Annotated in this window: 21 protein-coding genes; 11 read left to right on the top strand and 10 right to left on the bottom strand. The window is 67.7% G+C overall.

Annotation, left to right across the window (positions count from 1 at the left end):
• Positions 1-40 precede the first annotated feature (40 nt).
• The 4 genes from ACIGHN_RS07845 (at position 41) to mltB (ending at position 5,262) form a co-directional block, all read left to right on the top strand.
• Entirely contained in the window at positions 41-961 is a 921-nt protein-coding gene (locus ACIGHN_RS07845) for a MoxR family ATPase (protein ID WP_056417005.1), read from the top strand.
• A gap of 3 nt (positions 962-964) precedes the next feature.
• Entirely contained in the window at positions 965-2,008 is a 1,044-nt protein-coding gene (locus ACIGHN_RS07840; RefSeq protein ID WP_056417004.1) for a DUF58 domain-containing protein, read from the top strand.
• A gap of 102 nt (positions 2,009-2,110) precedes the next feature.
• On the top strand, positions 2,111-4,144 hold the full coding sequence (locus tag ACIGHN_RS07835) for a transglutaminaseTgpA domain-containing protein (protein ID WP_396503941.1): 2,034 nt from the start codon (positions 2,111-2,113) through the stop codon (positions 4,142-4,144).
• A 17-nt stretch (positions 4,145-4,161) separates the two neighbouring features.
• A complete protein-coding gene (mltB, locus tag ACIGHN_RS07830) occupies positions 4,162-5,262 on the top strand; it encodes a lytic murein transglycosylase B (RefSeq protein ID WP_396503940.1) in 1,101 nt (366 codons plus the stop codon).
• On the opposite strand, the gene ACIGHN_RS07825 is transcribed toward mltB, so the two are convergent.
• The 9 genes from ACIGHN_RS07825 to ACIGHN_RS07785 all read right to left on the bottom strand — a co-directional run bounded on the left by ACIGHN_RS07825 (position 5,202) and on the right by ACIGHN_RS07785 (position 15,392).
• Positions 5,202-5,480 (bottom strand): hypothetical protein, encoded by a 279-nt coding sequence (locus ACIGHN_RS07825; RefSeq protein ID WP_396503939.1) that lies wholly within the window; start codon positions 5,478-5,480, stop codon positions 5,202-5,204. The genes mltB and ACIGHN_RS07825 overlap by 61 nt on opposite strands.
• Positions 5,481-5,667: 187 nt before the next feature.
• Entirely contained in the window at positions 5,668-6,612 is a 945-nt protein-coding gene (locus tag ACIGHN_RS07820; protein ID WP_396503938.1) for an ABC transporter substrate-binding protein, read from the bottom strand.
• A 24-nt stretch (positions 6,613-6,636) separates the two neighbouring features.
• A complete protein-coding gene (locus tag ACIGHN_RS07815) occupies positions 6,637-7,572 on the bottom strand; it encodes an ABC transporter substrate-binding protein (protein ID WP_396503937.1) in 936 nt (311 codons plus the stop codon).
• A gap of 165 nt (positions 7,573-7,737) precedes the next feature.
• Positions 7,738-9,624: an amino acid ABC transporter permease/ATP-binding protein gene (locus ACIGHN_RS07810; RefSeq protein ID WP_396503936.1), complete on the bottom strand. Its 1,887-nt coding sequence runs from the start codon at positions 9,622-9,624 to the stop codon at positions 7,738-7,740.
• A 76-nt stretch (positions 9,625-9,700) separates the two neighbouring features.
• Complete coding sequence (locus ACIGHN_RS07805; RefSeq protein ID WP_396503935.1) at positions 9,701-10,285, bottom strand: GNAT family N-acetyltransferase; 585 nt, start codon at positions 10,283-10,285, stop codon at positions 9,701-9,703.
• Between the two features lie 26 nt (positions 10,286-10,311).
• Positions 10,312-11,478, bottom strand: a complete 1,167-nt coding sequence (locus ACIGHN_RS07800) for a M20 aminoacylase family protein (RefSeq protein WP_396503934.1) — start codon at positions 11,476-11,478, stop codon at positions 10,312-10,314.
• A 38-nt stretch (positions 11,479-11,516) separates the two neighbouring features.
• Positions 11,517-12,875, bottom strand: a complete 1,359-nt coding sequence (locus ACIGHN_RS07795; RefSeq protein ID WP_396503933.1) for an LLM class flavin-dependent oxidoreductase — start codon at positions 12,873-12,875, stop codon at positions 11,517-11,519.
• A gap of 37 nt (positions 12,876-12,912) precedes the next feature.
• On the bottom strand, positions 12,913-13,914 hold the full coding sequence (locus tag ACIGHN_RS07790) for an LLM class flavin-dependent oxidoreductase (RefSeq protein ID WP_396503932.1): 1,002 nt from the start codon (positions 13,912-13,914) through the stop codon (positions 12,913-12,915).
• A gap of 131 nt (positions 13,915-14,045) precedes the next feature.
• Positions 14,046-15,392, bottom strand: a complete 1,347-nt coding sequence (locus tag ACIGHN_RS07785) for a branched-chain amino acid ABC transporter substrate-binding protein (protein WP_396503931.1) — start codon at positions 15,390-15,392, stop codon at positions 14,046-14,048.
• A 95-nt stretch (positions 15,393-15,487) separates the two neighbouring features.
• On the opposite strand from ACIGHN_RS07785, the gene ACIGHN_RS07780 reads away from it, so the two are divergent.
• Positions 15,488-15,874, top strand: a complete 387-nt coding sequence (locus ACIGHN_RS07780) for an Hsp20/alpha crystallin family protein (protein ID WP_056416980.1) — start codon at positions 15,488-15,490, stop codon at positions 15,872-15,874.
• Positions 15,875-16,040: 166 nt separating this feature from the next.
• On the opposite strand, the gene ACIGHN_RS07775 is transcribed toward ACIGHN_RS07780, so the two are convergent.
• Complete coding sequence (locus ACIGHN_RS07775) at positions 16,041-17,012, bottom strand: helix-turn-helix domain-containing protein (protein WP_396503930.1); 972 nt, start codon at positions 17,010-17,012, stop codon at positions 16,041-16,043.
• 221 nt (positions 17,013-17,233) lie between these two features.
• On the opposite strand from ACIGHN_RS07775, the gene ACIGHN_RS07770 reads away from it, so the two are divergent.
• Genes ACIGHN_RS07770 through ACIGHN_RS07745 form a run of 6 tightly spaced genes read left to right on the top strand, consistent with a single transcriptional unit; the run spans position 17,234 to position 23,251 of the window.
• Positions 17,234-18,451, top strand: coding sequence for an amino acid ABC transporter substrate-binding protein (locus ACIGHN_RS07770; RefSeq protein WP_396503929.1), 1,218 nt, complete (start codon positions 17,234-17,236; stop codon positions 18,449-18,451).
• 4 nt (positions 18,452-18,455) lie between these two features.
• Positions 18,456-19,334 carry a branched-chain amino acid ABC transporter permease gene (locus ACIGHN_RS07765; RefSeq protein WP_396503928.1) on the top strand — a complete coding sequence of 293 codons (879 nt, stop codon included), beginning with the start codon at positions 18,456-18,458 and terminating at the stop codon, positions 19,332-19,334.
• Positions 19,331-20,278, top strand: a complete 948-nt coding sequence (locus tag ACIGHN_RS07760; protein WP_396503927.1) for a branched-chain amino acid ABC transporter permease — start codon at positions 19,331-19,333, stop codon at positions 20,276-20,278. The genes ACIGHN_RS07765 and ACIGHN_RS07760 overlap by 4 nt, the downstream gene beginning before the upstream one ends.
• The gene (locus ACIGHN_RS07755) at positions 20,271-21,035 is read left to right on the top strand and encodes an ABC transporter ATP-binding protein (protein ID WP_396503926.1); all 765 of its coding nucleotides are present in this window, start codon (positions 20,271-20,273) and stop codon (positions 21,033-21,035) included. Before ACIGHN_RS07760 ends, ACIGHN_RS07755 begins: the two co-directional genes overlap by 8 nt.
• On the top strand, positions 21,032-21,742 hold the full coding sequence (locus ACIGHN_RS07750; protein ID WP_396503925.1) for an ABC transporter ATP-binding protein: 711 nt from the start codon (positions 21,032-21,034) through the stop codon (positions 21,740-21,742). The genes ACIGHN_RS07755 and ACIGHN_RS07750 overlap by 4 nt, the downstream gene beginning before the upstream one ends.
• Before the next feature lie 57 nt (positions 21,743-21,799).
• Positions 21,800-23,251 carry an aldehyde dehydrogenase gene (locus ACIGHN_RS07745; RefSeq protein ID WP_396503924.1) on the top strand — a complete coding sequence of 484 codons (1,452 nt, stop codon included), beginning with the start codon at positions 21,800-21,802 and terminating at the stop codon, positions 23,249-23,251.
• Positions 23,252-23,566: the final 315 nt, after the last annotated feature.

The following is a 23,566-nucleotide window of genomic DNA, read 5'->3' as shown; positions in this document are numbered from 1 at the left end:
CGTATCGCAATTTTTGGTGTTTTTCGGATAACGTCGCGCTATGAATGCACAGCACAAGATCAAATCCTTACTGGATCAGCTTAACACGGTGATCGTGGGCAAACAGGCCCAGGTACAGGACTGCGTGGCCTGCCTGCTGGCGGGCGGGCACCTGCTCATCGAAGACGTGCCCGGGGTGGGCAAGACCACGCTGGCGCATGCGCTGTCACGCACCTTCGGCCTGCAGTTTTCCCGCGTTCAGTTCACGGCCGACCTCATGCCCAGCGACCTGACCGGGGTGTCGGTGTACGAGCGGGGCAAGGAGTCCTTCGTGTTCCACCCCGGCCCGGTGTTTGCCCAGGTGCTGCTGGCCGACGAGATCAACCGCGCCAGCCCCAAGACCCAGAGCGCGCTGCTCGAGGCCATGGAAGAAAAGCAGGTGTCGGTCGAGGGCGAGACGCGCGCCCTGCCCCACCCGTTCTTCGTCATCGCCACGCAGAACCCGCATGACCAGCTGGGTACCTTCGCGCTGCCCGAGTCGCAGCTCGACCGCTTTCTGATGCGCATCTCCATCGGCTACCCCGACCGCGCGGCCGAACGCGTGCTGCTGGCGGGCGCCGACCGCCGCGACATGGTGGACACCATGCTGCCGCTGCTGTCCGACGAAGAGCTGGCCGAACTGCAGCGCCAGGTCGTGGCTGTGCACACCGCCGACCCGCTGCTGAATTATGTGCAGGACCTGATCGCCGCCACCCGCTCGGGCCGCTGGTTCTTGCAGGGCCTGTCGCCACGCGCGGGCATTGCCCTGGTGCGCGCCGCCAAGGCCCAGGCGCTCATCAGCGGGCGCGACTACGTGGCCCCCGACGACGTACAGGCCGTGCTGCCGCAGACGATCGCCCACCGCCTGGTGCCCGTGGGGGATGCGGGGCGCGGGGCGGTGGAGCAGGTGCGGGCCATGGTGGAAGCCGTTCCCCTGCCCTGACCCATGGACTCCGCCGCATCGCTCCCCCCATCGCCCCTGGCGCGCTGGCGCGCCCTGGCGGCCCGGCTGAGCCCCCTGGCCCCGCTGCGCCGGCGCTTTCAGCACTGGTGGCAGGGCCGGTTGCCGCTGAACGACACGCTGACCCTCACCCAGCGCAATGTGTACATCCTGCCCACCGGAGCGGGCTGGATGCTGGCGCTGACGCTGATCGTCCTGCTCATCGCCTCCATCAACTACCAGCTCAACCTGGGCTATCTGCTGACGTTTCTGCTCGCAGGCAGCGCGGTGATCGGCATGCACATCTGTCACGCCAACCTGCGCGGCCTCACGCTGCACCTGAAAGCGCCGGATCCGCATTTCATGGGCACCAGCACGGCGTTCGACATCCAGGTGTCCAGCGAGCGCAAGACGCCCCGCTACGGCATTGCGCTGTCGGTGCACGGCACGGGCAAGGAGCCGCACCACTGGGCCTGGACGGACGTGCCGGCGCAGGGGCAGGCCAGCGTGCAGGTGGCCTTCAAGCCAGAGCGCCGGGGTCTGCACCGTGTGCCCACCCTCACCGCCGAGACCCGGTTTCCGCTGGGCACCTTCCGGGTGTGGACATACTGGCGCCCCGCCGCCCAGGTGCTGGTCTACCCCATGCCGGAAACACCCGCCCCACCCCTGCCTGCGGGGGAGCCGCGCGCGGGCGGCTCCGGCAGCACGCCGACCCAGGGCATCGGCGAGTTCGACGGTGTGCGCGCCTACCGGCGCGGCGACCCTTTGAAGCTGGTGGTCTGGAAGAAGGCGGCCAAGACCTTGGGCACGGGCACGGATGACCTGGTCAGCCGGGATGCGCAACAGGCCCAGCGGCAGGAGCTGTGGCTGGACCTGGCGCGCGCCACGCTGCCCGACCATGAGGCACGCATTTCGCGCCTTGCGGCCTGGGTGCTGCAGGCCGACCGGCTGGGGCTGGAATATGGACTGCGCCTGCCGGGCGTGGAAATCCACCCCGACACCGGCGTCGCGCACCGCAGGCGTTGCCTGGAGGCGCTGGCGCTGTGCTGACCACAGCACCGGATCAGCCCCCTCCGCAACACCCATCCGCCCCAAAAGCTATGTTTTCAATAGCAAACCATTCATCGGAACGCCGAGCGTGACCCTTTCGCAATGACCCTGCGCCAAACGCTGACCTCCCTGCCGCGCGACGCGCGCGACACGCTGTTCCTGTTGTTCGTGATCGTCTGGGTCATCGCCCCGCAGGTCCCTAACCTTCCGGTGTGGACCACCGTGCTTGCGGGCGGGCTGCTGCTGTGGCGCGGCTGGCTGGCCATCCAGGGCAAGGCCCTGCCGGGCCGCTGGACGGTGGCCGCGCTGCTGGCGCTGGCGGTGGTAGGCACGCTGCTCACCCACCGCACCATCCTTGGTCGCGACGCCGGGGTGACGCTGATCGTGTTGCTGCTGGTGCTCAAGATGCTGGAGCTGCGCGCCCGGCGCGACGCCATGGTGGTGTTCTTCCTGGGCTTCTTCACGATGCTCAGCAATTTCTTCTTCTCGCAGTCGCTGCCCACGGCGGCGGCCATGCTGGTGGCGCTGCTGGGCCTGCTCATGGCCCTGGTCAATGCGCACATGCCCGTCGGGCGTCCTGCCCTTGCGCAGACCTTCCGCATCGCAGGCACCATGGCATTGCTGGGTGCCCCGATCATGGTGGCGCTGTTCATGTTGTTCCCCCGCATGGCGCCGTTGTGGGGCATGCCCAGCGAGAACCTCACTGGGCGCAGCGGCCTGTCGGGCACGATGAAGATCGGCGACATGGCCGAGATTGCGCTTGATGAGCGCGTGGCGATCCGCATTCGCTTTGAAGGTGAAGCTAACGAAGGACTTCCGCAGTCCATGCTGTACTTTCGCGGTCCGGTCATGACGGCATTCGACGGCAGGCAATGGCAGGCCGAGCCTTTCCGCGAAGACAGCGCCTGGGCCGCGCGCGCCGTTCTACCTGCCAACCTACAGGTGAGCGGTACGCCGGTGAAGTATGAGGTCACGCTGGAGCCTCAGCGCCAGCCGTGGCTGATGGTGCTTGAAGCAACACCCGAAGCGCCCAGCCTGCCCAACATGCAGGCGTACATGACGCAGGACCTGCAGTGGCTGACCACAAGACCAATCACCGATGTCTTGCGCTACCAAGCGGTGAGCTACCCCAGCTTTAGACATGGCCCGCACCAGTCCGTTCGGCAGTTGCGGGTCTACACCGAGCTGCCACCGGGCTTCAACCCCCGCACCCTGGAGTTGGCCGCGCAGCTGCGTGCCGACCCTGCGTTGGCAACAGGCGGTCCGCAAGCTCTGGTGAATGCCGCCCTGCAACGCCTGCGCACCGGCGGATACAGCTATTCCCTGGACCCGGGCGTCTTTGGCGAGCACACCGCCGACGAATTCTGGTTCGACCGCAAGGAGGGCTTTTGCGAGCACATCGCCTCCGCGTTCGTGATCCTGATGCGCGCCATGGACGTGCCTGCGCGCATCGTCACCGGCTACCAGGGCGGCGAGCGCAACCCGGTGGATGGCTACTGGACCGTGCGCAACGCCGATGCCCATGCCTGGGCCGAAGTCTGGATGGAAGGCCGCGGCTGGGTGCGCGTGGACCCGACCGGCGCCGTGTCGCCCAACCGGGTGGGCGCATTCCAGCGCCTGCGCGCGCCGCAAGGCGCATTCGAAGCTGCCATCGGCACGATCAGCCCTGGCATGGCGCAAAGCCTGCGCGCCGTCTGGGAAGCCGTCAACAACAGCTGGAACCAATGGGTGCTCAACTACACCCAGAGCCGCCAGATGGACCTGCTCAAGGCCCTGGGGTTCGAATCACCCAGCTGGCAGGACCTGACCACGGTGCTCGGCTACCTGATCATCACGGCTGCCGTGGTGGCCGGGGCCTGGGGCCTGTGGGAGCGCAGCCAGCACGACCCGTGGCTGCGGCTGCTGGCGCGCACGCGCCAGCGGCTGGCGCGGGCCGGCCTGGCGTTGCCGGACAACCTGCCGCCCCGCGCGATGGCCGAGCGTGTGCAGGCACAATTCGGCACCCCGGCCGCCGCGGTGGCCGACTGGCTGCTGCGCCTGGAGCGCCTGCGCTATGCCCCCGACCCCGGCGCTGAACTCGGCACGTTGCGCAGCGAGTTCCGCAGCCTGCCGTGGCCCAAGCCCGCACCCCATTGAATCCACCGACATCGGACATGCTGAACCCCTTGAGCCGGACCGCCCTTGCAATTGCTATCACATTAGTAGCATTCCTCTCCATCCCAGCCAGCGCTAACACGCAAAAAGCCCCGAAACCCACGGGCAAGAGCAGCGCAGCGCCCGCCCGGCAGCCCGCCGTCCTGTACGCCACCCGCCCCGAAGCGCTGCAGTTTGCCGACGACCTGGCCGCGCGCCGCGACCTGGACCGCGAGTGGGTGCGCCAGGCCATCGGTCAGGCCCAGTTCCTCACGCACGTGCCCCGCCTGATGCTGCCACCTGCCAAGGGCACGGCCAAGAACTGGCGCGTGTACCGCAGCCGCTTTGTCGAGCCCATCCGCATCCGCGCGGGCGTGCGGTTTTGGCAGCAGAACGAGGCAGCGCTTGCGCGGGCCGAGCGCGAGTACGGCGTGCCCGCAGAGATCATCGTGGGCATCATCGGCGTGGAAACCATCTACGGCCAGCAGATGGGCAACTTCCGCGTGATGGACGCCCTGGCCACGCTGGCCTTCGACTTCCCCTCGGCCCACCCGCGCGCCAAGGAGCGCACCGAGTTCTTCCGCCGCGAGCTCGAGCAGTTCCTGAGCTTCACCAACCGCAGCAACACCGACCCGTTCGACGCCCGCGGCAGCTACGCCGGCGCCATGGGCCTGGGCCAGTTCATGCCGTCGAGCTGGGTGCGCTATGCCATCGACTTCGATGGCGACGGGCGTGTGGACCTGTTCAACAGCCCGGCCGACGCCATCGGCTCGGTCGCCAACTACTTTCGCGGCCACGGGTGGACGCCGGGCATGCCCACGCATTTCGGCGTGCAGTTCGATGCCGCACGCCTGCAGCTCGATGACCTGATGGCCCCTGACATCCTGCCCACTTTCAGCGTGGCCAGCATGCAGGCCAAGGGCGCGGTGCTGGACGCCGCGGGCGTGCAGCACACCGGCCCGCTGGCTTTGATCGAACTGCAAAACGGCGGCGATGCCGCGAGCTACGTGGCAGGCACCGAGAACTTCTACGCCATCACCCGCTACAACTGGTCGAGCTACTACGCGATGGCCGTGATCGAGCTGGGCCGCGAAGTGTCCGCCGCACGCGCCGGGCAGTGACCACCGGGGGCCCCGGGCTCCGCAGCAGCCGGTGACCAGCCGAGTTCCGGTGCGATGTACCGCGCGGTGTCGCTCAGAATCTGCGCATAGTTGTCGACGCTGAAGTCGTACGGCAGCTCCAGCCGCAGCGCCTGCACCTGCACCTGCACCTGCACCTGCACCTGCGGCACGACGGGGTCCTGTCGCAGGCGCTCCAGAATCTCGTGCGACGTGCCCACAGCACTCGCAATCCGCGCGCCCCAATACCAGCGCACCCGTGGATCTGGCTCCGCCAGTCCACAGATGCGCCCCCTCCCGGGACACCCATACCGTTCGGGCTGAGCCTGTCGAAGCCTTGCGCGACGCTTGGACAAGCTCAGCGCGAACGGTTTTGTATTTTTTTAAAGCAATGGGGGCTCCAAGGGCTCAAAACTTCGGTAGGCCGGGCGGATTGGTTTCCGATTTGGGCAAGGCCTCCTCCAGCAAGCTCCAGCGCTGCAGCGCCTGCGTGTACTTGCCGTTCTTGATGAGCCCGTTGGTGGCCAGCGTCAGCGCATCGGCCAGGCCCGAGCCCTTGCGCGTCGTGATGGCCACGTCGGACTTGAGCGGCCAGCCCGCGTTCACCGTGCCCACGAGCTTGATCTTGCCGTCCTTGGTCGCGTGGTAGGCCTGCGGCGCGTTGGGGTTGAAGTTGGCGTCGGCCCGGCCCGACACCACGCCCAGCAGCCGCGCAGCATCGTCGTCGAAGTACACAGGCTCCACGGGCTTGAGGCCCGCGGCGACGTTCTGCTTGCTCCACTCCAGCAGGATGCGCTCCTGGTTGGTGCCCGATCCGGTGATGACCTTGAGTCCCGCAATGTCCTTGGGCTCCTTGATGGAGGTGATCTTGCTGTCGCCCCGCACATAAAAGCCGTGCAGCCCCAGGCGGTAGGTGGAGAAGTCGTACTTCTCCTTGCGCAGCTCCGTCACGCCCACGTTGGAGATCACCGCGTCGTACTTGCCCGAGGTGAGCCCGAGCGGCCAGTCGGCCCAGGCAATCGGCAGCAATTCGAGCTTGAGCCCCAGGGCGTCGGCGATCAGCTGTGCATAGTCCGGATCGGACCCCACCACCGTCTTGGCGTCGCTGGCATACGTAGCGATGGGCGGCGCAAACGGCGCGATCGCCACGGTGAAGACGCCCTCCTTCACGAACTTGAAATTCTTCGGAATGGCCTGCACAGCCGCTGCGTCTTTCTCGGCGCGGATGCGGCCCTTTTGCTCGGGGCTGAAATCAAACGCAGTGGCAGCAATGGCCACGGTCCATGCGCAGCACAGCGCGCACGCCGAGGCCAGGGCCACCAGGCTGCGGCGCGATAAGGAATGGAGAGTCATGAATAGTCCTTGAAGGCCGCAGGCTTACTTCTTGGGCAGGCCGGGCGGGTTGGTGCGCGAGACCTGGATCGCCTCGGATTGCAGGTTCCAGCGCTCAAGGGCCTTGGCGTAGTTGCCGTTCTTGATCTGCGCGTTCAGTGCCGCGGTGATCGCGTCGGCAATGCCCGAGCCCTTGCGCGAGGTCACGGCGATCTCGGCCGCCTGCGGCCAGCCGCCCGAGAAGGTGCCCACCAGTTTCGTCTTGCCATCGCGCGCGTTGTGCGCGGCGATGCCGTTGGGGGCCAGGTACGCGTCGGCGCGGCCCGAGGCCAGCGCCAGGTACAGCACCACATCGTCGTCGTAGTACTGGATGTCCACAGGCTTGAGGCCTGCGGCGATGTTCTGCTGGTTCCAGCGCAGCAGGATCTGCTCCTGGTTGGTGCTCGCGCCCACCACCACCTTCAGGCCAGCCACATCCTTGGGTTCCTTCACCGACGTGATCTTGCTGTCGGCCTTCACGTACACACCCAGCTGGTCATTGCGGTAGGTCGAGAAGTCGAATTTCTCCTTGCGCTCCTCGGTCACGGTGACGTTGGAGATCACCACGTCGAACTTGCCCGACTGCAAGCCTAGCGGCCAGTCAGCCCAGGCCACCGACACCAGCTCCAGCTTGCGCCCCAGGCTGTCGGCCACCAGCTGCGCGATGTCCGGCGCGTTGCCCACGGGCGTCTTGTTGTCGGTGGCATAGGCGCCAAACGGCAGCCGGCCCGTGGTGGTGCCCACGGTGAGCACACCATCTTTCGCAAACTTGAAATCCTTGGCGACGAGCTTGATCGCCTCGTCCACCTTCTGCGACCGCGGACGCGTGGGCTGCTCGGGGCTCAGGTCGATGGCCTGCGCAGAGGCGTGGATGGGCGCCAGTGCGGCGATGGAGGCAGCGGCCAGTGCCAGGGCTGCGAGGGTTCGGTTCACAAGGGTCATGGATCGGCTCCGGGGATGAGATGGATGGGTCACGAAAACAGACAAAGGAAGAAGCAAAAAATCGGATAGATCACAGCGGCACCCATGCCGCAGCCCGGCCTGGGCTACCGGCCGGCTGACCCATAAGGGCCGTTGCGGGTGAGGGAATATGAGGCGGCCGGCTGCTCAGAGCACCTTGGCCAGGAACTCCGCCGTGCGGGGGTGGTCGGGCTGGCTGAACACCTTGGCGGGGGTGCCGGTCTCCAGTACGCGGCCCTGTTCCATGAAGACGACCGTGTCGGCCACCTCGCGGGCAAAGCCGATTTCGTGCGTCACGATGATGAGCGTGGTGCCGGTGCGCGCCAGCTCCTTGATCACATCGAGCACCTCGCCCACCAGCTCGGGGTCGAGCGCAGAGGTGGGCTCGTCGAACAGCAGCACCTTGGGCTTGAGCGCCAGGGCCCGTGCTATGGCCACGCGCTGCTGCTGACCGCCGGAGAGCTGCCGCGGATAGCTGTGTGCCTTGTCGGACAGGCCCACGCGCGCCAGCAGCTCCAGCGCCAGCGCTTCGGCTTCTGCACGGGGCAGCCGGCGCACGGTGACCGGTGCCTCGACGATGTTCTCCAGCACCGTGAGGTGCGGGAACAGGTTGAAGTTCTGGAACACCATGCCCACATCCACCCGGCGTTGGAGGATGTCCTTCTCGCCCAGCTCGTACAGGGTGTCCGCGTCCTGGCGGTAGCCGATCAGCTCGCCATCGATGGCAATGAAACCATCGTCCACCCGCTCCAGGTGGTTGATGGTGCGCAGCAAGGTCGACTTGCCCGAGCCCGACTGACCCAGGATCACTGTGACGCTGCCGGGCGGCACCGTCAGCGTCACGTCCTTGAGCACTCGCAGGGCGCCGTAGCTCTTGGACACGCCGTGGATGGTGACTTCACCACCGCGGTTGCGCTCGCCCGTCCAGCGCGGCACGGTGGCCACGGCGGGCGTGGGCGCTGCTGCCGGTGCGGTCACGGCTGTATCACCTTGAACGGCCACGCGCCGCGCTGGCCGCAGGCGCTGCGCAATGCCGCCGAAGATCGACTGCGGCAGGCTGCGCAGCGCGCCTTTGGAAAAATGCCGCTCGATGTAGTACTGCAGCAGCGACAGCACCGTGAGGATCACGAGGTACCACACGGTCGCCACCATCAGCAGCGGGATCACCTCCAGGTTGCGGCGGTAGATGATCTGGATGGTGTAGAACAGCTCGGGCAGGGCCAGGATGTACACGTTGGACGTGCCCTTGGCCAGCCCGATGATGTCGTTGAAGCCTGCGGGCAAGATGGACCGCATGGCCTGCGGCAGCACGATGCGAAACGCCTGGCGGCGTCGCGGCAGGCCCAGGGCGGCGGCCGCTTCCAGCTGCCCCTGGTCTACCGACAAAATGCCGCCGCGCACGATCTCCGACGCAAACGCTGCCTGGTTCAGCGTGAGGCCGATCAGCGCCGCCACGAACGGGCTGATGAGCTGCGTGGTGGGGTACGAGAAGAACGTCCAGCCGGTGAACGGCACGCCCAGGCTCACGGTCTCGTACAGGTAGCCCAGGTTGTTGATGATGAGCAGCAGCACGATGACCGGGATGGACCGGAAGATCCAGATGAAGGTCCACGACAGCCCCGCCAGCAGCGGCGAGCGCGACACGCGGGCCAACGCCAGCGCCGTGCCCAGCGTGAATCCGAACAGCGCCCCCAGCGCGGTGAGCAACAGCGTGCGGCCCAGGCCCACCAGCACGGGTTCCGAGAAGAAATACTCGCCGAAGATGCTCCAGCCCCAGCGCGGGTTGGTGAACACCGAGTACAGCACCAGCGCGATGACCACGGCGGCAAACACCGTGCCGGCCGCCCGTGCCCGGTAGCGCGCGGGTACGACTTTGTAGTGGGAATAGTCGCCCTTCACCGGGGCAGGGGCCGGGGAGGACGAGGGTGTGAGGGCAGGCGCGCCGGGCCCATGGCTGTGGGCACCAGGGGGTGCGGCATGGCCGGGGCCCAGCGGCAGACCGGCAGCGGCGTCCAGGGTGGTGGAGGTGGACATGGTGGTGAGGTCTCGCAGGCTGTCGGGGTTCGTGGAAAAAAAGCGGGGGCAGGCTGGGCCGGTGCGCGTGACGGTTTCAGGCCGCTTGCGCAACCACCGCGGCGCGCCCTACGCCCAGGGCGTGCGGTGTGGCGGGCGCCGTCAACGTGGCGGTGGACTCCAGGCCCGCCACGGCGCGCAGAGTCTTCTCAAACGGCAGATGGCGGTACGTCTCGTGCGGCAGGGATGTGTCGAACAGCGCCGTGTACCCATGGCCCAGATACAGCCCGACGGCCTCGGGCTGGCGAAAGCCGGTGGTGAGGTACAGCCGCGCATAGCCCTGGCGCAGCGCCTGGGCTTCGAGCTCCAGCAGCACCTTGGCGGCGAGGCCCTGGCGACGGTGGGCCGAGTGCGTCCACACGCGCTTGAGCTCAGCCGTGTGCGCATCGCTGTGACGCTTGAAGGCGCCGCCGCCAATCGCCTGCCCGCCGCGCAGCAGCAGTACAAAGCTGCCACCGTGCTCCGGCGTGAACAGTTCGGGCGGGTACTTCTCCATCTCGCGCTGCCCGCCCTCGCGGTCATAGAACTCGCCGTAGCGCGACTCGTACTCGTGCGACAGCTCGTCGATGAGCGGGCGCGCCAGGGGATCGGCAGGCGAGGTGTAGATGAAGCGGTCACTCATGGGGAGGGCTTTCTCGTGAAAGGGGCTCAGGCCAGAAACCGCTCGGCCAGCCGCACCCAGTACGTGGCCGAGGGCGCCAGGATGGCGTCGTTGAAGTCGTAGTACGGGCTGTGCAGCGATGCCCCATCGCCGTTGCCCACGAACACGTAGCTGCCGGGGCGTTTGAGCAGCATGAAGGCGAAGTCCTCGCTGGCTGTGCGCGGGCGAAAGCCTGCGTCCACGCGGGCTGCGCCAAAGGTGTCGATGGCCACGCTGCGTGCCAGCTCCGTCTCGGCCTCATGGTTGAGCACGGCCGGATAGCCGGGCCGGTACAACGTATCGGCCGTGGCGCCGAAGCTCTCGGCCTGCGCGCGGGCGATGGCCGGAATGCGCTCCTTGAGCACCTCGCGCACCTCGGGCTTGAAGGCGCGGGCGGTGAGCTTGAGCTCCACGCTCTCGGGCACCACGTTGGGCGCGTTGCCGCCATGGATGGAGCCTACGGTGACCACGCCCATGTCCAGCGGATCGACGTTGCGCGAGACCACCGTCTGCAGCGCGGTGATGATGTGCGCGCTGGCCACCACGGGGTCCACCGTCTCGTGCGGCGCGGCGCCGTGGCCGCCCTTGCCGCGCACGGTGATGGTGATCTGGTCCACCGAGGCCATGGCAGGCCCGGTCACGCAGCCGAAGTGCCCCGCGCCCACGCAGGGCCAGTTGTGCAGGCCGAACACCGCGTCGCATGGAAAGCGCTCGAACAGGCCCTCGCCGATCATGTGCTGTGCACCGCCGCCGTTCTCTTCGGCGGGCTGAAAGATCAGGTTGAGCGTGCCGTCGAAGCGGCCCGACTCGGCCAGAAAGCGCGCGGCAGCCAGCAGCACCGTGGTGTGCCCATCGTGTCCGCACGCATGCATCACACCAGCGTTCTGGCTGGCATACGGCAGGCCCGTGGCCTCGGTGATGGGCAGTGCGTCCATGTCGGCACGGATGCCCAGGGTCTTGGTGCCCTGCCCCTTGCGCAGCGTGCCCACCAAGCCGGTGCCCGCGATGCCGGTGGTGACTTCGTAGCCCCAGGACGCAAGGCGCTCGGCCACAATGGCCGAGGTGCGGTGCTCCTGGAACGACAGCTCCGGGTGCTGGTGCAGGTCCCGGCGCAATGCCTGGAACTCGTGGATGAAGGCGGCAATGCCCTCTTCCACGCTTTTCACCCGCTGCATGTCATGCGCCGAAGCCGCTGCTGGCAATGCGGCGCCCATCACGCGACCTTCTTCTCTGGCGCCGTGGCGGCATCCACATCGGCCTGTGCATACCGGCTGGCCTTGCGCTGCAAGCCCAGGTGGTCGCGCAGCGTGTGGCCCGGCAGCGTGCGCTGGTAGCGGCCGCGCGCCTCCAGCACGGGGATCACGTGGGTGATGAAATCATCAAGCCCCTGCGACAGCACGGGAAAGCCCAGGATGAAGCCATCGGCCGCGCCCTCGTCCACCCAGCGGATGATCTCGTCGGCCACGCGCTCACCCGTGCCCACGAACTGCGAGCGCGGCGTGGCGGCCTCCAGCGCCACCTGGCGCAGCGTCAGGCCGCGCGCCATGGCATCGGCCTTGATGCGGTCGGTGGTGGAGCGAAAACTGTTGCGGCCGATCTCGCCCAGCTCCGGGAAGGGCGCGTCCAGCGGGTACTGGCTGAAGTCGTGGTGGTCGAAGTAGCGGCCCAGGTAGGCCAGCGCCTCATCGACCGTGAGCAGCTCGCGGATGGCCTGGTACTTGGCGTCCGCCTCTTCCTGCGTAGCGCCCACCACGGGGCCGATGCCGGGGAATATCTTCACATCGTCGGCCTGGCGGCCATGCACCACGGCGCTGGCCTTGACCTTGCGCAGAAAGCTGCGCGTCTCCTCCACCGACGGCGAGTGGGTGAACACCGCATCGGCGTACTTGCCCGCCAGGCCAATGCCCGCGTCGGATGAACCCGCCTGGAAGATCACCGGCTGCCCCTGCGGCGACCGGCCGATATTGAGCGGCCCTGCCACCTGGAAGAAGCGGCCCTTGTGGTTCAGCGTGTGCAGCTTGGCCGGGTCGAAGAACTGGCCCGTGGCGCGGTTGCGCACCACGGCGTCTTCGTCCCAGCTGTCCCACAGGCCTTGCGTCACCTGCAGGTACTCGTCGGCGATCTCGTAGCGCAACGCATGGTCAGGGTGGTTGCGGCTGTAGTTGCTGGCCGTGCCCTCCAGCGGAGTGGTCACCACGTTCCAGCCTGCGCGCCCCTGGCTGATGAGGTCCAGCGACGCGAACTGCCGCGCCACCGTGAAAGGCTCGCTGTACGAGGTGGAGATGGTGCCCGCCAACCCGATCTTCGACGTCGCCACGGCCAGCGCCGACAGGATGGAGATGGGCTCGAAGCGGTTCAGGAAATGCGGGATGGACTTGGCGTTGATGAACAGCCCGTCGGCCACGAAGGCGAAGGCGATGCCATGGGTCTCGGCCTTCCGCGTGGTCTCGATGTAGAAGTCGAGGTTGACGCTTGCATCCGCAGGGCCTGCGGGGTGCTTCCACGAATTCATGTGGCCGCCGGCGCCGTGCAGCATGACGCCGAAACGGATGGGTTGTGGGGTGTTGCTCATGGTGTCTGTTCCTGGGGAAAGGGGGGCGGCCAGCGGGTCAGGCCTCTGCGGTGGCATAGGCGCCCGCCAGCAGCTCCACCGAGGCCAGGCGGTCGGCAAAGCCCGTGACGGGCGTGTCGACCACGAACTCTTCGATGCCGTAGCGCTCGCTGAGCGCATCGAGCTGCTCGCGCACATGCTCGGGCGAGCCGGCGATCACGTGGGGCCGGGTTTCTTCAAGCCGGTAGTCGGCCACACCGGCCTGGCGCGCAAACTCCGCAGCGGCCTGGGCGCTGGGCAGGTTCACGCTTTGCCCGGTGGACAAATGCAACTTGAAGACGCGCAAGGCACCCACCAGGCTTTCGGCCTCGGCCTGCGTGGGGGCCACCAGCGCATAGAGCGCCAGCGAGGGGGCCCGGCCAGCGGCTTCGCGGTACACGCGCACCGTGCGCTCGATGTTGACGGGGTCGCCGTTGAAATGGCCCGCGTACGTGAAGTGCCAGCCGTGGCGCGCCGCCAGCGCCGCGCTGTCGGGGCTGCCGCCGAGCAGATGGCGCTCGGGCAGGCTGGGCGGTGCGGGGTAGGCCACGGCGCCCGCCAGCGCGTGGTCCGGGTCCAGCGTGCCGTGCAGGAAGGCGTCCAGCTCCGCAAAGCGCGCGCTGAAATCGGACGGCCTGGATTTGTCGTGCAGCGCTTGCAGCGCCCGGGTGGACAGCGGCAGGCCGCCGGGCGCCTTGCCCACGCCCAGGTCCACGCGGCCGGAGGCCAGGCATGCGAGCACCTTGAACGCCTCGGCCACCTTGAAGGGGCTGTAGTGCTGCAGCATCACGCCGCCAGAGCCGATGCGGATGCGCGAGGTGCGCGCCAGCAGGTGGGCCACCAGCACCTCGGGCGCCGAGCCGGCCAGGCCCGGGTTGCCATGGTGCTCGGCCACCCAGAAGCGGCGGTAGCCCAGTTGCTCGGCGCGCTGGGCCAGCGCTACGGTGCGCTGCAGCGCCTCGGCCGCCGTGGCCCCTTCGGGGATGGGACTTTTGTCGAGCAGGGAAAGGGCGTAGGACACGGTGGAGGCAGCGATTCGCGCATGGGTGATCAATGCGACAAATTCTGTGGCCCGACGGCCTGCACCGGTTGCGCTAACTTTTCATATCGATATGCGGCGCGCGCTGCGCCGCCTACCGCCCACGCCGTGGGTCAGAACCTCGTCATGGTGCAGCTGTGCGGCTGCTGTGCCTTGGCGGCGGCAATCTGCCGCACCACGCGAAAGCCGTAGCCCGAGCCTTCCACGTCGAACTTCACGCCCGGTGCGCCCTTCTTGTCCATCACGCCCACCACCAGCGCCTGCTGGAACTGGTGGTCCGCCGCGCGCATGCTGCCGCCCTGGCCCGACAGCTGCACGTTGGCGCTCTCCATCTGCCGCGCCACGGCCACGGCGTCGGTGCTGCCCGCGCGCTCGATGGACTGGGCGAGCGCCTCGACCATGAGCTGCATGCGCATGTGCACGTAGTCGTCCTGCGGCTTGGGAAAGCGTGTGCGGAACGACTGGTAGAACGCCTCGCTCTGCGCGCCCGGCACGTTGGGCAGCCAGTCGGCCACGGCCACCACCTTGCCGATGCCCGCGTCGCCGATGGCGGCGGGCGCACCCAGTGCGTTGCCGTAGAAGGTGTAGAAGCTGCCTTCGTAGCCCACCTCGCGCGCGGCCTTGACCAGCAGCGTGAGATCGTTCCCCCAGTTGCCGGTGACCACGGCCTGCGCGCCGCTGGTCTTGATCTTCACCGCATACGGCGCGAAGTCCTTCACGCGGCCGATGGGGTGCAGCTCGTCGCCCACCACGGCCACATCGGGGCGCTGGGCGGCCAGTTGCTTCTTCGCCTCGCGCAGCACAGCCTGGCCGAAGCTGTAGTCCTGGCCGATGAGGTAGACGCTTTTCAAGGCCTTGTCCTCGCGCATCACTTCCATGAGCGCGGCCATGCGCATGTCGGCATGGGCGTCGAAGCGAAAGTGCCAGAAGCTGCATTTCTCGTTGGTGAGGATGGGGTCCACCGCCGAGTAGTTCAGGAAGATCACGCGCTTGTTCGGCTCGCGCTCGTTGTGCTTGTTGATGGCTTCGATCAGCACCGCCGCAGTGGCCGACGAATTGCCCTGCAGGATGACCTGGGCGCCGTCGTCAATGGCCGCGCGCAGTGCCGACAAGGCCTCTTCGTTCTGGCCCTTGCTGTCGTAGCGCTCCAGCGCCAGTGGGCGGGGGCCGCCGCTGCTGGCGGGCAGCTGCACGCCGCCGCGTGCGTTCACACGCTCCATGGCCCAGTAGACGTTGCGGTACACGGCCTCGCCGGTGTTGGCGAACGCGCCGGAGAGGCTTTCGATGAGTGCCACCTTCACCGGTTTGGCGGGCGCACTGGCAGCTGTCGAAGCGCTGCCTTGGGCCGCCGCCGGAGTCGCCGAGAACAACACCCCGGCGATGCCGACAACTGCGGCAAAAACCGATGGACGTAATGCCGTGGTGCCTGTTTTCAAGCCCCCGGAACGCAATTTATTCATGCCACTTTTTCCCTTGAAAAGCGATGCGGCCGTACACAACTCCTGTCCATGCGGCGACCACGTCGAGAGCCGCGCAGTGTATAGGAGTACTTTCCATGATCTTCGCCCCCGTCGCCCGCCGTTCCGCCTTCAACGCACCCCGCTCTGCCGACCTGGCGCTGCAACGCTTTTTGCTGGGCAGCTTCGCCAATGCAGCCCCTGCAGGCTCTGCCGGCGTGAGCGTGACCCAGGACGAAAAAACCACCACCTTGCAGCTCGATGTGCCCGGCCTGGCGCGCGAGCAACTGTCCATCCAGATCGAAGGCAACCAGGTCCGCCTGCACAGCGTGGAAGGCGCGCCCCGCCAGGTGCAGCGCGCCTGGGAGCTGGCTACCGACATCGACGCCGCCAACAGCTCCGCCAAGCTGGAAAACGGCGTGCTGACCCTGACGCTGGCCCGCCTGGAGCCCGTGAGCCGGGCCACGTCGCTGAGCATTCAGTAAACGGCTGCGCTTGTTGCACAGTTGCCCGCCCACACAGGGCGGGCAACCAGCCACCAGCACAACTGCTATTGATTCAATAGCTGAAAGCGCCCTTACCGCAAGCGGTAGGGGCGTTTTTTCTTGTAAAACGACCTGCCGGCAGGCCTGCGCAGCAGCCCGGGCGCGCTCAGTGTGGCAGTGCAGGCCCCCGGGCCCGCACGCGGTACTCGCTGGGGCTGCAGCCTACATGGGTGCGGAACACGCGGCTGAAATGCGCGCTGTTCGAAAAGCCCCAGGACAGCGCGATGTCCGTCACTGATCGCTGCGCCTGCGCACTGCTGCGCAGGTCGCGCAGGCAGGCCTCCAGCCGCCGGCGCTGGATCATGGCGGCCAGCGTTTCCTCGTCGTCGGCCACCGCGTTGTAGAGGTGCCGCTTGCTGCAGTTGAGCGCCTGCGCCATGCGGTCGATGGTGAGTTCGGGGTCGCCCAGGTGGCGGTCGATGAACTGGCCGATGCGGTCGCGCAGGGCCTCGCGCTGCGACACGGCGCTGTGCTGGCCGTTGCGCTCCAGCAGCGACAGCTGCACCAGGTGCGTGATCACGTCGGCCACACCGTCGGCGGCAGCGTCGGACATGCTGGGCAGCTCGGTGAACGCCGCGCGCATGGTGTCCCACGCCAGGCGCGACACGCCCGTGGTGCCTGAAAACCGCTGCACCATCAGGTCGTCGAGCTTGAGCTTGCGCTCGGGCAGTTGTTCCTTGGGGATCATCAGCACCATCTGGCGCACGGCCTCGGGGTTGCTCACGGCGTAGGCGCGGGTGGTGTCGTACACGCTCCATTCGCCGGGCGACAGCCACACCTGCCGGCCATTCTGCTCGAAGCAGGCGCGCCCTTCGAGCTGCGCCACCACCTTGATGTAGGCCCGGTCGCTGCTGCGGATGAGGCTGGGGGTGCGCACCACACGGTGGCGGCTCACGTCGAGCTGGCACAGGTTCACGTAGCCGGCCTGGCCCGACGTGATGTGGCCCGCAAAGGCCTCGTCGCCGAAGGCATCGGACTCCAGCCCGCCAATGAGGCGCCACACCGCATCGCCCCACAGGTGCAGGCGGTCGCGCGGTGGCACGGTGTCGGTCGATACCTCGGTAAGAGGGTGGGCCATGGGTGTCTCCAGTCGTCATGCAGACGGTGCCGCCTGTCTCAGCGGGATTATCGGCCGCGCCGCTATTCCTGCGGCGGGCACGGAAATCCGGGTAAACCCCCTGCGCCGTGCACGCTGGGACAAGGCTTTTGTGCACGCTCAGCCCAGCGTACCGGGCGGCGTCTTCCTACGATCCGGGTACGGCCTGCACTGCGCGGGCCTCCCATCCGAGGAGACACACAATGACAACGCATCCACCGTCCCAACCCTCCAAGCGCCAATGGATCAAGGGGGCCGCCGCCACCGTGGGCGCGCTGGCCGTGGCGCCGCAACTGCTGGCCCAAGGCAATGGCAGCGGCCCCGTGCGCATCGGCTACGCGATTGCCCGCACGGGTCCCTGGGCTGCGGGCGCCCAGGTCAGCCAGGAGCCCAACTACCTGCTGTGGGCTGAACAGGTGAACGCCGCCGGCGGCCTGAGCATCAAGGGCGCCAAGCGCCCCATCGAACTCATCGGCTACGACGACCGCAGCGAAACCGAGACCTGCGTGCGCACGTTTGAAAAGCTCATGGGCAGCGACAAGGTGGACCTGATCCTGCCGCCCTGGGGCTCGGGCGCCAACTTCGCCATCGCGCCGCTGGCCAACCGCTTCGGCTACCCGCTGCTGGCGCCCACCGCCCTGTCGCGCAAGCTGATCGACATGAACCTGCCCTACTTCTTCTCGCTGCTGCAGCAGCCCGACAAGATGATGGGCGCGCTGGTGGACATGCTGGTCGCCAACGGCGTGAAGTCTGTGGCCATCGTCTACATGGACGACCTGTTCGGCCTGGAAAACTTCGCGGCGCTGAACAGCGCGCTCAAGAAGACCAGCATCCAGGTGGTGGAGAGGAAGAGCTACCCGCTGGGCGTGAAGGACCTGGCGCCCGTGCTGCGCGGCATCAAGGACCTGAACCCTGACGCCTTCATCGGCATCACCTACCCGCCCGACACCATCCTGGCCAGCCGCCAGGCGCGCGAGGTGGGCCTGAACCCCAAGTTCTTCTACGCCTCGGTGGGCACCGCCTTCCAGTTGTACAAGAACGTGATGCAGGCCAACACCGAAGGCGTGATCGGCATGGGATCGTGGAGCGTGAAGACCAGCCCCGAGGCCAAGGCGTATTTCGACGCCCACGTGAAGAAGTTCAGCAAGGAGCCCGACCGCTGGGCCAGCGGCCATGCCTGGGCGGGCCTGCAGATCCTGCAGCAGGCCGTGGAGAAGGTGGGCCTGGACCGCAAGGCGCTGCGCGAGCACATCGCCAAGAACGAGTTCAAGACCATCCTGGGCGGCATCCGCTTTGCAGGCAGCGAGAACGCCTCCATCCCCGGCACGGTGAGCCAGTGGCAGGGCAGCGACTTCGAAGTGGTGTGGCCCAAGGACCGCGCCACGGCGCAGCTGAACACCGCAAAACCAGCCTGGAAATAACACAGTGTCTTTGACTTCCTGGGCCGAACTGGTCGCCAGCGGCCTGATTACCGGCGGCATCTACGCGCTGGTGGCCATGGGCCTGAACCTGCAGTACGGGCTGATGCGCATCATGAACATCTCGCATGGCGAATTCCTGATGCTCGGTGCCTTCATCACCTGGTGGGCGCACACCGCCTGGGGCTGGTCGCCGTTGCTGCTGATGCCCATCGCCTTCATCGCGCTGTTCGCGCTGGGGGTGGCGGTGCATGCGCTGTGCTTCAAGCGCCTGGCGGCGCGCGCACCCAACGTGGACGTGTTCGAGGCGCGCAGCCTGATGGTGGGCTTCGGCCTGATGTTCCTGGTGCAGAACACCGCCCTCTTGATCTGGGGCGGCGACCTGCGCGGCTACGAATACCTGGCCGACCCGGTGCAGGTGGCAGGCATGCGCTTCACCGAGAACAAGCTGGTGCTGTTCGGCGTGGCACTGGCGCTGTCGGCCGCGCTGATCGCGCTCCTCAAGCTCACCTTGCTGGGCAAGGCCGTGCGGGCGCTGATGCAGTCGCCCACGGGGGCGCAGCTCGTGGGCATCAACACCCGGCGCCTGCACCCGATGATGTTCGGCATCGGCCTGGGCCTGTCGGGTGTGGCGGGGGCGCTGCTGTCGATGACCTACGAGATCTCGCCCTCCATGGGCGAGCCCTACACCGTGACCTCGCTGATCGTGATCACGCTGGGCGGCTTCGGCAGCCTGGCGGGCAGCCTGGCTGGAGGCCTGCTGCTGGGTGTGGTCGAAGCCCTGGGCATGCACCTCAGCAGCCCATCTCTCAAGATGCTGCTGAGCTACGCAGTCTTCATCGGCGTGCTCATCTGGCGCCCCAACGGTTTGTTCAGCAAAAAATGAAACTCCATTCCAACAAGCCCTGGCTCGCGCTCGCCGTGGGCACGGCCGTAGTCGGCACCCTGCCCTGGCTGGTGTCCGAGTTCATGGCCTCGGTGCTGCTCAGCTGCCTGATGTACATCGCACTCGCCACCAGCTGGTCGCTGTTCTGCGGCGCTACGCGCTATCTCTCGCTGGCCACCTCTGCCTTCTTCGGCATCGGGGCGTATGCCAGCGCCACGCTGCTCGGTAGCCTGCCCTGGCCGCTGGTGATCGTGGCCGGCGCGCTGATCGCCGCCGTGGTGGCCATCGTGATGGGTGCGGCGGTGCTGCACCTGCGCGGCACCTATTTCGCGGTGCTGACCTTCGGCATGACGGAGCTGATCCGCCATGCGGTGACCTTTGTCGAAAAGCAGGTCTCGGGCACGGTGGGCCGTGTGCTCACGGTGGTGCCCAGCAACGAGACGGTGTACCTCACGGTGCTGCTGATCGCGGCGGCCACCATTGCCACATCGATTGCCATCCAGCGCAGCCGCTTTGGCCTGGCGCTCTCGGGCATCGGCGCCGACGAGCAGCGCGCGCAGACGCTGGGCGTGGACACGCGCCTGGCCAAGATCGCGGGCTTCGGCATCACCGCCGCGTTTGCCGGCGCCGTGGGCGCGGCCATGGCGGTGCGCTGGACCTACATCGAACCGGCGGCCGTGTTCAGCCCCTTCATCGGCTTCCAGACGGTGCTGATCGCGCTGATCGGCGGCGCGGCCAGCATCGGCGGCCCGGTGCTCGCGGCCATCGTCTTCAGCCTGCTGGCCGAGACGCTGCGCCTGCAGCTGCCCTATGGCTACATGATGGTGCTGGGCCTGCTCCTCATCCTGTGCGTGATGTACCTGCCCAACGGACTGGCCACGCTGTGGCAGCGCAAGCGGGCGGCCACGCCCGCCGCACCTGCCACGGAGGCTGGCCATGTCTGAGGCCCTGCTGACCATCGACAGCGTGACCGTGCGCTTTGGCGGGCTGACCGCCGTGGACGGCGTGAGCGCCACGCTGCATGCGGGCGAGCTCATCGGCATCATCGGCCCCAACGGCGCGGGCAAGACCACGTTCTTCAACGCGATCTCGGGCGTGCAGCCACCGACCTCGGGCACGCTGCACTGCGGTGCCGACAACCTCACAGGCAAGGGGCCGCACCACTATGCGGCCCACGGCATCGCGCGTACCTTCCAGACACCGCGCGTGTTCCCGGACATGACGGTGCGCGACAACGTGCGCTTCGGCATGCAGTTCGCGGGCCGCCACCGCCAGGGGCCCGTGGGCCTGCGCAATGAGGACGAGATCCTGGCCATGCTGGGCCTGTCGGCCCTGGCAGACCGACCCGCAGCCGACGTGACGCCTTCGCAGCAGCGCCTGCTGGAGATCGGCATGGCCCTGGGGACGCGCCCTCGCCTGCTGCTGCTCGACGAGGTGGCCGCTGGCCTGACCGAGGCCGAGGTGGACGCGATGGCCCAACGCATCCGCCGCCTGCGCGACGACTGGGGCCTCACTGTGGTGTGGATCGAGCATGCGGTGACCACGCTGCTCAAGTACGTGGAGCGCGTGCTGGTGCTGCACCAGGGCCGCAAGATCGCCGACGGCACCCCGGCCGAGGTGGTGCGCAACCCGGAGGTCATCGAGGCCTACCTGGGCGACGAGATGGGCACACAGGCCACGCCCGAAGGAGCTGCGGCATGAGCGGCGCACACCTCTCGGTACAGGGCCTGACCACGGGCTACAACGGCTTCCAGGTGCTGCAGGACCTGTCGCTCGAAGCCCAGCCCGGCATCACCGTCATCGTCGGCCCCAACGGCGCGGGCAAGACCACGCTGCTCAAGGCGCTGGCAGGGCTGCTCCCGCGCCAGGGCGCGGTACTGCTCGACGGTCAGGCCATGCCCGCAATGAATGCGACGGCCTGCGTGCAGCGCGGCCTGGCCCTGGTGGCCGAGGGCCGCCAACTATTCCCGCAGATGACGGTGACCGAGAACCTGGAACTCGGCGGCTGGCTGGTGCCCTCGCGGGTGCGCGCCGAGCGCCTGGCCCAGGCCTTCGAGGACTTTCCGCGCCTCAAGGAACGCGCCCAGCAACTGGCCGGCACCATGAGCGGCGGCGAGCAGCAGATGGTGGCCGTGGCCCGCGCCATGATGAGCGGCCCGCGCCTGTTGATGCTGGACGAGCCCTCGCTGGGGCTGGCACCGCGCATGGTGGACGAACTGCTGGCCATCGTGCAGCGCATCGCGGCGCAGGGCGTCACCGTGCTCATGGTGGAGCAGAACGTGCGCAAGGCGCTGCAGGTGGCCCAGCGCGGCTATGTGCTGGAGCGCGGGCGCATCGTGGCCTCTGGCGAGGCTGCCACGCTGCTGCAATCCGATGCGGTACGCCAGGCCTACCTGGGCGTGGCCTGAATCTTTTCGACCCACTCGTATCCGACTTTTTCCCTTGTCCTTCAGGAGACTGATTCCATGACTGCCATTTCCATGCTGATCCACGGCGAGCGCGTGCAGGCCACCGGCGGCGCGACTTTCGAGCGCCGCAACCCGCTCGACGGCTCCGTGGCCACCACGGCCCCCGCTGCCACCGTGGCCGATGCCCAGGCCGCCGCAGACGCCGCCGCCAAGGCCTTCCCGGCCTGGTCGGCCCTGGGCCCCAATGCGCGCCGCGCGCTGCTGCTCAAGGCGGCGAACGCACTCGAAGCCAAGGGCGACGCCTTTGCTGCCGCCATGGCCGCAGAGACCGGCGCATCGGGCCTGTGGGCGGGCTTCAACGTGCACCTGGCGGCAGGACTGCTGCAGGAGGCTGCGGCCCTGACCACGCAGATCGCAGGCGAGGTGATTCCGTCCGACGTGCCCGGCAGCCTGGCCATGGGCGTGCGCCAGGCCGCAGGCGTGGTGCTGGGCATCGCGCCGTGGAACGCGCCCATCATCCTGGGGGTGCGCGCCATCGCCACACCGCTGGCCTGCGGCAACACGGTCATCCTCAAGGGCTCCGAGCTGAGCCCCGCCACGCACGGCCTGATCATCGAGGCCCTGCAGGAAGCCGGCCTGCCCCCGGGCGTGGTGAACTTCGTGACCAACGCACCCGCCGACGCCGGTGCGGTGGTCGAGGCCATCGTGTCCCACCCGGCCGTGCGCCGCGTGAACTTCACCGGCTCCACCAAGGTGGGCCGCATCATCGCGCAGACGTGTGCCAAGTACCTCAAGCCGGTGGTACTGGAGCTGGGCGGCAAGGCCCCGCTGCTGGTGCTGGACGATGCGGACGTGGATGCCGCCGTGGCAGGCACCGTGTTCGGCTCGTTCGCCAACTCGGGGCAGATCTGCATGTCCACCGAACGCATCATCGTGGACAACGCCGTGGCCGACGAGTTCGTGGCCAAGCTGGGCGAGCGCGCCAAGGCCCTGCCCCTGGGCGACCCGCGCAAGGGCCCGGTGGTGCTGGGGTCGGTGGTGGACATGGCCACGGTGCACCGCTGCAACGCGCTGATCGACGACGCGCTGGCCAAGGGTGCCACGCTGGTGTGCGGCGGCAAGAGCGAGAACACGCTGATGGCCGCCACTATCCTGGACCACGTGACGGCCGAGATGGACATCTACCGCGAGGAGTCGTTCGGCCCGGTCAAGCCGGTGGTGCGGGTGAACGGCGTGGAGGAGGCGATCGGCTGCGCCAACGACAACGAGTTTGGCCTGTCATCTGCCGTGTTCAGCCGCGATGTGGCGAAGGCGTGGAATGTGGCGGCGCGCATTGAGTCGGGGATTTGTCATATCAACGGGCCGACGGTGCATGACGAGGGGCAGATGCCGTTCGGGGGCGTGAAGAGTTCGGGGTATGGGCGTTTTGGGGGGATGGCGGGGGTGCGGGAGTTTACGGAGCTGCGGTGGATTACGGTGCAGACGACTGCGCGGCACTATCCGTTCTGAAGCGGTGCTGTCTGTGGATTGAGGTTGTCCTGCCGCCCATCCGTTCGGGCTGAGCTTGTCGAAGCCTGGGCACATCGATCCACGTCCGTTCGGGTTGAGCTTGTCGAAACCTGGGCGCATCGACCCATGGCCGTTCGGGTTGAGCTTGTCGAAACCTGGGCGCATCGACCCATGGCCGTTCGGGTTGAGCCTGTCGAAACCAGGGCACATCGATCCACGTCCGTTCGGGTTGAGCTTGTCGAAACCGGGGTGCGCTCGCAGGCTCGCTGGTTTGTACCGCGTGCCTGGTTCAAGGGCGGAGGCCGGGAGTCGCCC

This window comes from Acidovorax sp. NPDC077693 (assembly GCF_044542805.1).
Lineage (GTDB): Bacteria > Pseudomonadota > Gammaproteobacteria > Burkholderiales > Burkholderiaceae_C > Acidovorax.
Note: the sequence above shows the minus strand (reverse complement) of the source record. Positions and strands in the feature narration are given on the sequence as shown.

Bases quoted from the DNA above. Each gene is read 5' to 3' on its own strand.
- ACIGHN_RS07845 (WP_056417005.1), top strand. From the start codon at position 41: ATGAATGCACAGCACAAGATCAAATCCTTACTGGATCAGCTTAACACG.
- ACIGHN_RS07840 (WP_056417004.1), top strand. From the start codon at position 965: ATGGACTCCGCCGCATCGCTCCCCCCATCGCCCCTGGCGCGCTGGCGC.
- ACIGHN_RS07835 (WP_396503941.1), top strand. From the start codon at position 2,111: ATGACCCTGCGCCAAACGCTGACCTCCCTGCCGCGCGACGCGCGCGAC.
- mltB (WP_396503940.1), top strand. From the start codon at position 4,162: ATGCTGAACCCCTTGAGCCGGACCGCCCTTGCAATTGCTATCACATTA.
- ACIGHN_RS07820 (WP_396503938.1), bottom strand. From the start codon at position 6,612: ATGACTCTCCATTCCTTATCGCGCCGCAGCCTGGTGGCCCTGGCCTCG.
- ACIGHN_RS07815 (WP_396503937.1), bottom strand. From the start codon at position 7,572: ATGACCCTTGTGAACCGAACCCTCGCAGCCCTGGCACTGGCCGCTGCC.
- ACIGHN_RS07810 (WP_396503936.1), bottom strand. From the start codon at position 9,624: ATGTCCACCTCCACCACCCTGGACGCCGCTGCCGGTCTGCCGCTGGGC.
- ACIGHN_RS07805 (WP_396503935.1), bottom strand. From the start codon at position 10,285: ATGAGTGACCGCTTCATCTACACCTCGCCTGCCGATCCCCTGGCGCGC.
- ACIGHN_RS07800 (WP_396503934.1), bottom strand. From the start codon at position 11,478: ATGCAGCGGGTGAAAAGCGTGGAAGAGGGCATTGCCGCCTTCATCCAC.
- ACIGHN_RS07795 (WP_396503933.1), bottom strand. From the start codon at position 12,875: ATGAGCAACACCCCACAACCCATCCGTTTCGGCGTCATGCTGCACGGC.
- ACIGHN_RS07785 (WP_396503931.1), bottom strand. From the start codon at position 15,392: ATGAATAAATTGCGTTCCGGGGGCTTGAAAACAGGCACCACGGCATTA.
- ACIGHN_RS07780 (WP_056416980.1), top strand. From the start codon at position 15,488: ATGATCTTCGCCCCCGTCGCCCGCCGTTCCGCCTTCAACGCACCCCGC.
- ACIGHN_RS07775 (WP_396503930.1), bottom strand. From the start codon at position 17,012: ATGGCCCACCCTCTTACCGAGGTATCGACCGACACCGTGCCACCGCGC.
- ACIGHN_RS07770 (WP_396503929.1), top strand. From the start codon at position 17,234: ATGACAACGCATCCACCGTCCCAACCCTCCAAGCGCCAATGGATCAAG.
- ACIGHN_RS07760 (WP_396503927.1), top strand. From the start codon at position 19,331: ATGAAACTCCATTCCAACAAGCCCTGGCTCGCGCTCGCCGTGGGCACG.
- ACIGHN_RS07755 (WP_396503926.1), top strand. From the start codon at position 20,271: ATGTCTGAGGCCCTGCTGACCATCGACAGCGTGACCGTGCGCTTTGGC.
- ACIGHN_RS07750 (WP_396503925.1), top strand. From the start codon at position 21,032: ATGAGCGGCGCACACCTCTCGGTACAGGGCCTGACCACGGGCTACAAC.
- ACIGHN_RS07745 (WP_396503924.1), top strand. From the start codon at position 21,800: ATGACTGCCATTTCCATGCTGATCCACGGCGAGCGCGTGCAGGCCACC.